Annotated in this window: 9 protein-coding genes and 1 pseudogene; 4 read left to right on the top strand and 6 right to left on the bottom strand. The window is 50.6% G+C overall.

The genetic code is table 11. The features are described from left to right. The first annotated feature begins 2 nt into the window (after nt 1-2). Both ACJHXB_RS07825 and ACJHXB_RS07820 read left to right on the top strand, forming a co-directional pair. The gene (locus tag ACJHXB_RS07825; protein ID WP_000023924.1) at nt 3-1,430 is read left to right on the top strand and encodes a LutB/LldF family L-lactate oxidation iron-sulfur protein; all 1,428 of its coding nucleotides are present in this window, start codon (nt 3-5) and stop codon (nt 1,428-1,430) included. Next, nucleotides 1,423-2,118, top strand: a complete 696-nt coding sequence (locus tag ACJHXB_RS07820) for a lactate utilization protein C (RefSeq protein ID WP_001469421.1) — start codon at nt 1,423-1,425, stop codon at nt 2,116-2,118. Before ACJHXB_RS07825 ends, ACJHXB_RS07820 begins: the two co-directional genes overlap by 8 nt. Before the next feature lie 242 nt (nt 2,119-2,360). Here the strand turns inward: ACJHXB_RS07820 and ACJHXB_RS07815 are convergent. From ACJHXB_RS07815 to betI, 4 genes and pseudogenes are all read right to left on the bottom strand, one after another. Beyond that, a pseudogene (locus tag ACJHXB_RS07815) lies at nt 2,361-3,016 on the bottom strand (hypothetical protein). Nucleotides 3,017-3,212: 196 nt separating this feature from the next. Further along, entirely contained in the window at nt 3,213-4,901 is a 1,689-nt protein-coding gene (gene betA / locus ACJHXB_RS07810; protein ID WP_001159082.1) for a choline dehydrogenase, read from the bottom strand. A 13-nt stretch (nt 4,902-4,914) separates the two neighbouring features. Continuing rightward, nucleotides 4,915-6,387, bottom strand: coding sequence for a betaine-aldehyde dehydrogenase (gene betB, locus ACJHXB_RS07805; RefSeq protein WP_000089054.1), 1,473 nt, complete (start codon nt 6,385-6,387; stop codon nt 4,915-4,917). Between the two features lie 13 nt (nt 6,388-6,400). Next, nucleotides 6,401-6,988 (bottom strand): transcriptional regulator BetI, encoded by a 588-nt coding sequence (gene betI, locus ACJHXB_RS07800; RefSeq protein WP_001469423.1) that lies wholly within the window; start codon nt 6,986-6,988, stop codon nt 6,401-6,403. A 128-nt stretch (nt 6,989-7,116) separates the two neighbouring features. On the opposite strand from betI, the gene betT reads away from it, so the two are divergent. Together betT and pdeL are read left to right on the top strand one after the other, a co-directional pair. Beyond that, entirely contained in the window at nt 7,117-9,150 is a 2,034-nt protein-coding gene (betT, locus tag ACJHXB_RS07795; protein ID WP_000131044.1) for a choline BCCT transporter BetT, read from the top strand. Between the two features lie 877 nt (nt 9,151-10,027). Beyond that, nucleotides 10,028-11,116 carry a DNA-binding transcriptional activator/c-di-GMP phosphodiesterase PdeL gene (pdeL, locus tag ACJHXB_RS07790; protein WP_001305451.1) on the top strand — a complete coding sequence of 363 codons (1,089 nt, stop codon included), beginning with the start codon at nt 10,028-10,030 and terminating at the stop codon, nt 11,114-11,116. Nucleotides 11,117-11,157: 41 nt separating this feature from the next. Here the strand turns inward: pdeL and ACJHXB_RS07785 are convergent, their stop codons facing one another. Together ACJHXB_RS07785 and ACJHXB_RS07780 are read right to left on the bottom strand one after the other, a co-directional pair. Next, on the bottom strand, nt 11,158-12,090 hold the full coding sequence (locus ACJHXB_RS07785; RefSeq protein WP_001084392.1) for a LysR substrate-binding domain-containing protein: 933 nt from the start codon (nt 12,088-12,090) through the stop codon (nt 11,158-11,160). 91 nt (nt 12,091-12,181) lie between these two features. Continuing rightward, entirely contained in the window at nt 12,182-12,679 is a 498-nt protein-coding gene (locus ACJHXB_RS07780) for a DUF1097 domain-containing protein (RefSeq protein WP_001013882.1), read from the bottom strand. Nucleotides 12,680-12,750: the final 71 nt, after the last annotated feature.

The following is a 12,750-nucleotide window of genomic DNA, read 5'->3' as shown; positions in this document are numbered from 1 at the left end:
AGATGTCGATCAAAACCAGTAATACAGATTTTAAGACACGCATCCGTCAGCAAATTGAAGATCCGATCATGCGCAAAGCGGTGGCAAACGCGCAGCAGCGTATCGGGGCAAATCGGCAAAAAATGGTCGATGAATTGGGGCACTGGGAGGAGTGGCGCGATCGGGCCGCCCAGATACGTGATCATGTTCTGAGTAATCTCGACGCTTATCTGTACCAGCTCTCAGAAAAAGTGACGCAAAACGGCGGTCACGTCTATTTTGCAAAAACCAAAGAAGACGCTACCCGCTACATTTTACAGGTTGCCCAACGCAAAAATGCCCGGAAGGTGGTGAAATCTAAATCGATGGTGACCGAAGAGATTGGTGTCAATCATGTGTTGCAGGATGCTGGCATTCAGGTGATTGAAACCGATCTGGGTGAATACATTCTCCAGCTGGATCAAGATCCGCCCTCTCATGTTGTGGTCCCGGCAATTCATAAAGATCGCCATCAGATCCGTCGGGTGCTACACGAACGTCTGGGCTATGAGGGGTCGGAAACGCCTGAAGCAATGACCTTATTCATCCGGCAAAAAATCCGCGAAGATTTCCTCAGTGCTGAAATAGGTATTACCGGCTGTAATTTCGCGGTGGCAGAGACCGGTTCGGTATGCCTGGTGACCAATGAAGGTAATGCGCGAATGTGTACCACGCTGCCTAAAACGCATATTGCAGTGATGGGAATGGAGCGTATTGCCCCCACGTTTGCAGAGGTAGATGTATTGATCACCATGCTGGCGCGCAGTGCCGTTGGTGCACGTTTGACGGGATACAACACCTGGCTGACAGGACCACGCGAAGCGGGGCACGTTGATGGTCCTGAAGAGTTTCATCTGGTTATTGTCGATAACGGGCGTTCTGAGGTGCTGGCCTCTGAATTTCGGGATGTGCTGCGCTGTATTCGCTGCGGGGCTTGTATGAATACTTGTCCGGCATATCGCCATATTGGCGGTCATGGATATGGCTCTATTTATCCAGGGCCAATTGGTGCGGTGATTTCCCCGTTACTTGGCGGCTATAAAGATTTTAAAGATTTACCCTACGCCTGCTCTTTATGCACAGCTTGTGACAGCGTGTGTCCGGTGCGTATTCCGCTGTCAAAACTGATTTTGCGTCATCGTCGGGTGATGGCTGAAAAAGGGATCACCGCAAAAGCAGAGCAACGGGCGATAAAAATGTTCGCTTATGCCAATAGTCATCCAGGATTGTGGAAAGTCGGGATGATGGCTGGTGCTCATGCGGCAAGCTGGTTTATCAATGGCGGCAAAACACCACTCAAATTTGGCGCGATTAGCGACTGGATGGAAGCACGCGATCTTCCTGAAGCTGACGGAGAGAGTTTCCGTAGTTGGTTTAAGAAACATCAGGCGCAGGAGAAAAAGAATGGATAATCGGAGCGAATTTTTGAATAACGTTGCTCAGGCACTGGGTCGCCCGCTGCGACTTGAACCGCAAGCAGAAGATGCGCCGCTTAACAACTATGCTAACGAGCGGCTTACCGAACTTAACCAACAGCAGCGCTGTGACGCGTTTATCCAGTTTGCCAGCGATGTTATGTTGACGCGCTGTGAACTGACCAGCGAGGCGCAGGCCGCAGAAGCTGCAATACGTCTGTGTAAAGAGCTGGGAGATCAGTCGATCGTGATTAGCGGTGACACGAGGCTGGAGGAATTGGGGATTAGCGAACGTTTGCAGCAGGAATGCAATGCCGTTGTTTGGGATCCGGCGAAAGGTGCCGAGAATATCTCGCAGGCAGAGCAGGCTAAGGTGGGTGTCGTGTATGCTGAATATGGTTTAACCGAATCGGGAGGCGTGGTTCTTTTTTCCGCCGCCGAGCGCGGGCGTTCATTGAGCCTGCTCCCGGAATCTTCTCTTTTTATCCTGCGTAAAAGCACAATCCTGCCGCGTGTAGCGCAACTCGCAGAAAAATTGCATCAGAAAGCGCAGGCCGGTGAACGAATGCCTTCCTGCATTAACATCATTAGCGGCCCCAGTTCAACGGCGGATATTGAGCTTATCAAAGTCGTCGGAGTTCATGGCCCGGTGAAAGCGGTGTATCTGATTATTGAGGATTGTTGAGAGAGATATGAAGTCTGGACATAAACCTGAAGAAGGCATACGAGGTTGAAAATAGCGTTTAGGACAACCTGACTTAACCCCGTTCTGTCATGGTTATGCTCCTCTTCTTTAAATATCCTGGCATTAGTAATGCCAGGATATTTACAGTGAAAAAGACAGGCATCCATTCCTGAAAACGGGTTCCCTTCCCGGTCATTGTCACTTCAGTTTTATACAGGCACTCTCTATCAGAATGCTGTTTATTACTGCCCAGAGTTTTGTTGGTATTCATCTACCATTTTTTTGACAAGGCAAAACATTACAGAAATCACAATGCTTAGAAAAAATCCCAGAATCAGGCAAATGGCAGCAGGATATTTACTTTTTATTTCTAGTGAGCTTATAGTTACACAGCCATCACCGTTCGGATACAATGACCAGTTCCTGGTCAGGTATATCATTTTTGTATAAAGCTCACTGTTAATTGCTGAAGGTGTTTGTATCTCATCGAGAACTTGCCTGCCATTATGATATTCTGACGCATACCATTTGATAATAGACGCCTGCACGCGAGATATTTCCGCTTCAGCAGTTGGTAAATCTCTCTTATCTCCTGACCATTCCAGCTTTATTTCTCTGTTCTTGACATCTGGGCTGGTGTGAAAAAATGTAGTAATTCGCTGTATAACATCTTCAGTCATTGTGGTCTGACAGGCAAAGTTATTATTGCTATCACAGCTAACAAGTATGCCAGGTGTTGTCTGGTTTATTTTTAGACTGTAACTCACTTTTATATTATCTTTATTGATATACAGAAACAACAGCACCATTGCCATACAGATAGCTATAATAAAAAGGATAACACGAATCTTTTTAAAATCTCAATCAGATTGATATCCTGTTTGATTTGTTCATTCATAATATATCCAGAAAATGAAATCTGTCGCAGATAATATTGTATTAATAGTCTGTATCAGGAATGTTCGGGTTAAATATCAGCGAAAAACCAGCATCATGAATACTGGATATGAAGCATGAGAGTTACCTCAATGTTCTATATAACGATTCGGTCCCCATACCTGGAACGGTAACTCTCAATCTGATAGGTTCCTGAGTTAGTTCAAATCACGACTCATTTTTTTCGCTCTTACTGGCATCCCATTTGCCACAAAATATCTTGCCGTGCTCCTCGGCAACGCTTCCTGTCCACGAATCATGTCCGCTATTTTCTCGCCAATCATAATTGTCGTGGCGTTCAAATTCCCGGTGATAATCTGCGGCATAATTGACGCATCCACCACGCGCAGGCCTTCCAGCCCGTGTACGCGGCCTTCGGCGTCAACCACTGCCATCTCGTCATAACCCATTTTGCAGGTACCGCACGGATGAAACGCGGTTTCGGCGTGGTTACGCACGAACTCATCGAGCTGCTCATCCGTCTGACATTCCGCGCCGGGGCTGATTTCGCGGCCACGGTATTGATCCAGCGCGGGTTGATGCATGATCTCGCGGGTGATGCGAATTGCGTCGCGGAACTCCTGCCAGTCCTGCTCGTGCGACATGTAGTTAAACAGAATTCCCGGATGCTGGTGCGGGTCGCGGGATTTAATCCGCACATGCCCACGGCTTGGCGAGCGCATCGATCCGACGTGGCACTGGAAGCCGTGCTCTTTCACTGCGTTCGAGCCGTTATAGTTAATCGCCACTGGCAGGAAATGGTACTGAATATTCGGCCACGTAAATTCCTCACGGCTGCGAATAAATCCGCCAGCTTCAAAGTGGTTGCTGGCACCAACGCCGGTGCCGCCAAACAGCCACTCCGCACCGATTTTCGGCTGATTCCACCACTGCAGGGCAGGGTAGAGGGAAACCGGTTCTTTGCACTCATATTGCAGATACATCTCCAGGTGATCCTGAAGATTTTCGCCGACGCCAGGTAATTCATGCACCAGCGGAATATCAAACTCCGCCAGCAGTCCAGCGTTGCCGACGCCGGAGCGTTGCAGGATCTGCGGTGAAGCAATCGCGCCTGCACATAACAGCACTTCTTTATTCGCCGCCGCGCGGGTCGGAATGGTGCTGTCGCCTTCCAGCCACTCGACGCCCACCGCGCGTTTGCCATCAAAAATGATGTGATCGGTCATGGCGTGAGTACGAATGGTCAGGTTAGGGCGCGATTTGGCCTGATCGAGATAGCCACGCGCGGTGCTGGCGCGACGGCCCTGCGGTGTGACGGTGCGATCCATCGGGCCAAAACCTTCCTGCTGATAGCCGTTGAGATCGTCCGTGCGCGGGTAGCCTGCCTGCACGCCCGCTTCAATCATCGCTTCAAACAGCGGATTGACGCCGGGTTTGGAGGTGGTGACGCTCACCGGGCCGTCGCCGCCGTGGTAGTCGTTCTCGCCCACGTCGCGAGTCTCGGCCTTGCGGTAGTAGGGCAGGCAGTCGAGATAACTCCAGTTCTCCAGGCCAGGTTCTTGCGCCCAGTTGTCGAGATCCAGCGCGTTGCCACGGATGTAGCACATGCCGTTGATCAGCGACGATCCACCCAGGCCTTTACCGCGTCCGCACTCCATGCGGCGGTTATTCATAAACGGTTCAGGTTCCGTTTCATAGGCCCAGTTGTAGCGTTTACCCTGTAACGGGAATGCCAGCGCGGCGGGCATCTGGGTGCGGAAGTCAAAGCGATAGTCCGGGCCGCCTGCTTCAAGCAGCAGCACGGTTATGTTCGGATCTTCAGTCAGACGGGTAGCGAGGACGTTGCCGGCTGAGCCGGCACCAATAATGATGTAGTCAAATTGCAAATAAACCTCCTGGTTAGAATATGGACTGGAATTTAGCCATCTCAACCTGGATGGACTTCACCTGGGTGTAACTCTGGAGCGTCATCACGCCGTTCTCGCGACCAATGCCGGAGTGTTTGTAGCCGCCAACGGGCATCTCAGCAGGGGATTCGCCCCAGGTGTTGATCCAGCAAATACCCGCTTCCAGCTGATGAATGACGCGATGCGCGCGGTTCAGGTCCGCCGTCACGATGCCCGCCGCCAGGCCGTAGTCGGTATCATTGGCGCGGCGAATCACTTCGTCCTCAGATTCATAAGTGAGAAGCGACATCACCGGACCGAAGATCTCTTCGCGCACGATGGTCATTTCGTCGCGGCAATCGGTGAACACGGTCGGTGCAACCCATGCGCCGTTATCGAAGCCATCGCCTTTCAATACATCGCCGCCGCGCAGTACGCGCGCGCCTTCCTCTTTGCCTTTAGCGATGTAACGCAGCACGTTATCGCGATGCGGGAAGCTGACCAGCGGGCCGAAGTTAGTTTGCGGATCGAAAACGTCGCCCGCGCGAATGCGCTCAACGCGCGCCAGAATCTTTTGTTCAAATGCGGCTTTGCATTTCGCCGGAACGAAGACGCGGGTGCCGTTGGTACACACCTGACCGGAGCTGAAGAAGTTCGCCATCATGGCGATATCAGCGGCGAGATCGAGATCTGCATCGTCGAAAACGATCAGCGGTGATTTACCGCCCAGCTCCATGGTCACTTCTTTCAGGGAGGAAGCCGCCGAGTTAGCCATCACTTTTTTGCCGCTGGCGACACCGCCGGTAAATGACACTTTGGCAATGCCCGGATGCTCGGTCAGATACTGCCCGGTTTCCGCACCTACGCCCGGCAGCACGTTAAATACACCGTCCGGCAGGCCCGCTTCGCTGTAAATTTCAGCCAGCTTTAACGCGGTAAGCGGGGTGACTTCGCTCGGTTTGAAAATCATCGCGTTGCCTGCCGCCAGCGCCGGTGCGGATTTCCACAAGGCAATCTGGATCGGGTAGTTCCATGCGCCAATCCCTGCCACTACGCCCAGCGGTTCGCGGCGGGTATAAACAAATGACGTCTCACGCAATGGGATCTGGCTGCCTTCCAGCGACGGGATCAGCCCGGCGTAGTACTCGAGCACGTCCGCGCCGGTAACGATATCGACGGTTGATGTTTCCGAATACGCTTTTCCGGTGTCGAGGGTTTCCAGTTTTGCGAGTTCGTCATTGCGTTCACGCAGAATATCAACGGCCCGACGCAGAATACGCGAGCGCTCCATAGCGGTCATCGCCGCCCAGATTTTTTGCCCTTGTTGGGCACTCTTCACGGCGCGATCGACATCCTCACGCCCGGCGGCCTGCACGGTCGCCAGCACGTTACCGTTGGCCGGGTTAATGGTCTCGAAGGAGCGACCACTGGTGGCGGAGGTATAACCACCATGTATATAAAGCTGCTGTTCTGCCATTCGGGACATCACGTCTCCTCAGTTAATCGGTGGGTAAATGCTGAGTAATAAAGTGACGGGTCAGCGAGTGTGCGAGAGGTTTATCCAGCGCTTTGCCGCTCAGTGCCGCGCGCAGCCATAATCCGTCAATTAGCGCGGCAAGGCCGTAGCCCGCTTCCTGTGCCTGTTGGCGCGGTAACTCGCGGCGAAATTCGCTCACCAGATTCGACAGCAAGCGGCGGCTACTGACCTGCTGCAAGCGATAGAGCATCGGCTGATGCATACTGCTGGCCCAGAACGCCAGCCAGGCTTTCATCGCCGCGCCGCTCACCTGAGTCTCATCGAAGTTTCCACCAACAATCGCCTGTAATCGCAGCTCTGCACTGCCCTGCGGAAGTGCATGTAAGCGGTTCAAAACCGCGTCACGCAGCTGACTGGTGATATCGCGCATGGTTGCTTCCAGCAGACCATTTTTGTCCCTGAAATAGTGGCTGATGATCCCCGTAGAAACGCCTGCACGGCGGGCGATCTGCGCGATCGTTGCATCGTGCATGCCCACCTCATTGATTGCTTCCAGCGTGGCGTCGATCAGTTGTCTGCGCCGGATCGACTGCATCCCCAATTTGGGCATTTTCGCCACTCCATTCATCAGCGTTGTTTATCTATTAAAGCGGTTATTGATTGGACGTTCAATATAAAATGTGTCTTAATTGTTACGAATTTGATTTTAAATGGTAACAATAACAGTGGGGATACTGGATGACAGACCTTTCACACAGCAGGGAAAAGGACAAAATCAATCCGGTGGTGTTTTACACTTCCGCCGGACTGATTTTGTTGTTTTCCCTGACAACGATCCTGTTTCGCGACTTCTCGGCCCTGTGGATTGGCCGCACGCTGGACTGGGTTTCTAAAACCTTCGGTTGGTACTATCTGCTGGCGGCAACGCTCTATATTGTCTTTGTGGTCTGTATCGCTTGTTCGCGTTTTGGTTCGGTGAAGCTCGGGCCAGAACAATCCAAACCGGAATTCAGTCTGCTGAGTTGGGCGGCGATGCTGTTTGCTGCCGGGATCGGTATCGACCTGATGTTCTTCTCCGTAGCCGAACCGGTAACGCAGTATATGCAGCCGCCGGAAGGCGCGGGACAGACGATTGAGGCCGCGCGTCAGGCGATGGTCTGGACGCTGTTTCACTACGGCTTAACCGGCTGGTCGATGTATGCGCTGATGGGCATGGCGCTCGGATACTTTAGCTATCGTTATAATTTGCCGCTCACTATCCGCTCGGCGCTGTACCCGATCTTCGGTAAACGGATTAACGGGCCGATAGGTCACTCAGTGGATATTGCTGCGGTGATCGGCACCATCTTTGGTATTGCCACTACGCTCGGTATCGGTGTGGTGCAGCTTAACTATGGCTTGAGCGTACTGTTTGATATTCCCGATTCGATGGCGGCGAAAGCGGCACTGATCGCCTTGTCGGTGATCATCGCAACGATCTCTGTCACCTCCGGTGTCGATAAGGGCATTCGCGTGTTATCGGAACTCAACGTTGCGCTGGCGCTGGGGCTGATCCTGTTCGTGCTGTTTATGGGCGACACCTCGTTCCTGCTTAATGCGCTGGTGCTGAACGTTGGCGACTATGTGAATCGCTTTATGGGAATGACGCTCAACAGTTTTGCCTTCGACCGTCCGGTTGAGTGGATGAATAACTGGACGCTCTTCTTCTGGGCATGGTGGGTGGCATGGTCGCCGTTTGTCGGCCTGTTTCTGGCGCGTATCTCGCGCGGGCGCACCATTCGCCAGTTCGTGCTGGGCACGTTGATTATTCCGTTTACCTTCACGCTGTTATGGCTCTCGGTGTTCGGCAATAGCGCGCTGTATGAAATCATCCACGGCGGCGCGGCATTTGCCGAGGAAGCTATGGTCCATCCGGAGCGCGGCTTCTACAGCCTGCTGGCGCAATATCCGGCGTTTACCTTTAGCGCCTCTGTCGCCACCATTACTGGCCTGCTGTTTTATGTGACCTCGGCGGACTCCGGCGCGCTGGTGCTGGGGAATTTCACCTCGCAGCTTAAAGATATCAACAGCGACGCCCCCGGCTGGCTGCGCGTCTTCTGGTCGGTGGCGATTGGTCTGCTGACGCTTGGCATGCTGATGACCAACGGGATATCCGCGCTGCAAAACACCACGGTAATCATGGGGCTGCCGTTCAGCTTTGTGATTTTCTTCGTGATGGCGGGGTTGTATAAATCTCTGAAGGTAGAAGATTACCGCCGTGAAAGTGCCAACCGTGATACCGCGCCGCGACCGCTGGGGCTTCAGGATCGCCTGAGCTGGAAAAAACGTCTCTCGCGCCTGATGAATTATCCGGGCACGCGTTACACTAAACAGATGATGGAGACGGTCTGTTACCCGGCAATGGAAGAAGTGGCGCAGGAACTGCGGTTGCGCGGCGCGTACGTGGAGCTAAAAAGCCTGCCGCCGGAAGAGGGGCAACAGTTGGGGCATCTGGATTTGTTGGTGCATATGGGCGAAGAGCAAAACTTTGTCTATCAGATTTGGCCGCAGCAATATTCGGTGCCGGGCTTTACCTACCGCGCACGTAGCGGTAAATCGACCTACTACCGGCTGGAAACCTTCCTGTTAGAAGGCAGCCAGGGCAACGACCTGATGGACTACAGCAAAGAGCAGGTGATCACCGATATTCTCGACCAGTACGAGCGGCACCTTAACTTTATCCATCTCCATCGTGAAGCGCCGGGCCATAGCGTGATGTTCCCGGACGCGTGATTGTTATTGCATAAAACCGCGCCATGTCTGCATATGGCGCGGTTTCTCTTACCTCTTGATACGTTATATCTGTGTACAGTTAAGCCCTTAGTATCGATTGATGATTGCCAGGCAACAGATAATAAAAAAGAAAAGAACTATTGAAGCCCAAAACCTACGCTTGGACTGTTGTGAATGTTCAATAAGCTTAGTCTTATTTAATGTAAATATTGGTGCTAATTTGAAATGACGCTTTATTCATGGGAAACGCGTAGCGCAAATCAACTAAAATCAATGTAACTGTTTGTTGTTTAAGGTTTAATTGTCTGTGTCTGATATTTTATTGATTGTTTTAAATATTGTTTTTATTGTCATTGTTATAATGTTGGCCATCTATTGCTGAATGGATTCAGCCTTAAAAAGCAGGTTGTTAAGGGATAGGCATAGAGTAATGACGTGTATGCATAACCAACATCTTTACTCATTATGTCATTGAATGTTGACGCTATGTGTTTATGAGGTTGAGGTATTTTCAGTTGATCTGGATTGTTAAATTCATATAATGCGCCTTTACTCATGAATGGGCGTCAATACGTAGTGGGAAATTATAAATATTGAAATAGTCCAACTACTTCTTTATTACCAAAAATGAGTATCTGAATTTTAATATTGCATTCTTGCGTGATTATCTCCTGAGTTTGACTTGTGATTACCTTTTTAAGGTATTTAGCGTAACTGTTTTTGAGCGAGCATCAGAGGTAAAGATAATCTTTTTGATAGTGATGTGGGATGTTATGCGTATGGCATCGCTGATGTTTATGGTTACCCCTTATGTGTGCTCAGGAATCCACAGGTAATCACTCATACTGAACAGCGATAAAAGATAAAAGGTGTGTTCATGAATTCATGTGATTTTCGTGTTTTTCTGCAAGAGTTCGGTACAACGGTTCATTTGTCATTGCCTGGTAGCGTATCCGAGAAAGAACGACTGCTACTCAAGCTGCTGATGCAGGGAATGTCTGTAACAGAAATATCACAGTACAGAAATCGCAGTGCAAAGACCATTTCACATCAAAAGAAACAGCTCTTTGAGAAACTGGGGATTCAGAGTGATATTACTTTCTGGCGGGATATTTTCTTTCAGTACAATCCGGAGATCATATCCGCCACGGGTAATAATAGTCACAAATATATTAATGATAATCACTATCACCATATCGTCACGCCTGAAGCCATCAGTCTGGCGTTGGAAAACCATGAGTTTAAACCGTGGATCCAACCGGTTTTCTGCGCGCAGACTGGGGTACTGACGGGCTGTGAGGTGCTTGTCCGCTGGGAACATCCACAAACGGGAATTATCCCACCGGATCAGTTTATTCCTCTGGCGGAGTCATCTGGTCTTATCGTCATAATGACTCGCCAGTTGATGAAACAGACTGCGGATATTCTGATGCCGGTAAAACATTTGCTGCCGGACAATTTCCATATTGGCATCAACGTCTCGGCGGGTTGTTTTTTGGCTGCGGGATTTGAAAAAGAGTGTCTGAACCTGGTTAAGAAATTAGGTAACGATAAAATCAAACTGGTTCTCGAGCTAACGGAACGTAACCCTATTCCGGTAACGCCAGAAGCCAGAGCGATATTTGACAGCCTTCATCAGCACAACATTACCTTTGCGCTGGATGACTTTGGTACGGGTTATGCGACCTATCGTTACTTGCAGGCGTTCCCGGTCGATTTTATTAAGATCGATAAGTCATTTGTGCAAATGGCGAGCGTGGACGAAATATCCGGTCATATTGTGGACAATATTGTCGAACTGGCGCGTAAGCCTGGTCTGAGTATCGTGGCGGAAGGGGTAGAAACCCAGGAGCAGGCGGATTTAATGATCGGCAAAGGCGTTCACTTTTTACAGGGCTATTTGTACTCCCCGCCAGTTCCGGGTAATAAATTTATCTCTGAATGGGTAATGAAAGCAGGTGGTTGATGTAAACCGCTATTCACAGCGCATCGGGAGGTTGGCAGCGATTAATTCTCCCGATGCAGTAAATCCTGATAGATCCCCGTTAATATGCCATTTGGCGCAAATTGTTTTTTAATCCACTGCGTCACCTGACCCGTAGCAGAATGCTGAGTCGCCAGTAACATGCGCGAATCCTGGCGCGGATTATGGATTTGTCGGGTAACCAGCAGGGATTGCGTCATCGCCTCACGGACCATGTAATCCGGCAAAAAACCAATCCCTTCACCTAAAATCTGGCACTGACATTTGGTGTTGAAATCTGGCACCAGAATCGACTCCTGCCCATGCAGCAACCAGCCCACTTTTTTATTAATCGTATGCGCGGTGTCCTCCACCATGATATTAGGATAGAGACGCAGTTGGCTTTCGGCGATCGGCTCCGGCACAAAGGCTAATGGGTGATCCGGGGCGATAGCAAAAGCCCAGCGAATTGCGCCAATCTCCGTGTAATCAATGCCGCCGCCGTCCAGCAGTGTGTCGGGCGCGCCGATAGCAATATTCGCCTGATTATTAATAATCGCATCCCAGACGCCGTTATACACTTCGGTCGTCACGGTAATCTGGCAGGTTGGAAACTGCTTTTTCAGTACCTGTAATAAGCGTGCGGTGTGTTTGGGCGTATAAAGCAGTTGGTTAATACAAATGCGCACCCGTGCTTCTATACCCTGCGAAATAGTATCGATGCTGCGTTTGATGGCGTGAAAATCATTCAGCAGGTCGGTAGCTTTGCGGAAAAAATAACGCCCGGACTCCGTTAACTCAATGCTTCGGGTACTGCGAGTGAACAGCACCACATCCAGCCCTGTTTCCATTCGCTTGATGGTGTAGCTAATGGCGGAAGTGGTTAAACCCAACTCTTCTGCGGCTTTACTGAAGCTGCCAAAACGCGCAGCGGTAGTAAATGCCAACAGATTCTCTTCGGTAAAAATTGAGTTCATTAAACCATTCCCGCCATTATCGAATATGAATTTCTCCAGCCATGACTGTAGAGGTATCGGTTAAAGATAGATAATCATTTTTGAATAACTTTTAATACCCGTCGCGTTTAGTCGTCGCTTCGCTTAATTTTTGTCCGCCATATTCTGAAATTATCCCCACGCAGTTACCCGCCAGAAAACCCAGTAATGTCACCGTCCAGTTCATCCCGCTGGCAAAAAATAGCGTCATGCCGAGAAAGCCTCCGGGAATAAAAGACAATAAACCGAAACGTCCTTGCCAGACCACCACCGCCGAGAAGGGTACAGTCATAATCACGCTCGCCCAGAACGTGGACAATCCACTCACCGAGGCCAGCCAACCGGCAGCCAGCGCGGCGAAAAACGCCCACACCATCCCGGAATAATTAACCGCCAGGCTTCTGATAAACCCCGATTTACCGCCGCCTGCGGCATAAAAACTGCAAAAGGCGACGAAGCCAATAGTTCCTAATAATTCCCATCCCTGAGAGAGCCCGACATGTGAAGACACTAACTGCCAAAGCCCTGCACAAATACCGACGGTGACACCCGTTGCCGTGAGTCCGTTCATCTTGTTCCCCTCTGGTTAGACATGGACGAAAGCTACTCTTACATGTGCAGACTATAGAGAAATAAAACCTG

The sequence above is a fragment of the Escherichia sp. WS3227_2 genome (genome assembly GCF_046486495.1).
GTDB classification, from domain to species: Bacteria; Pseudomonadota; Gammaproteobacteria; order Enterobacterales; family Enterobacteriaceae; genus Escherichia; species Escherichia coli.
Note: the sequence above shows the minus strand (reverse complement) of the source record. Positions and strands in the feature narration are given on the sequence as shown.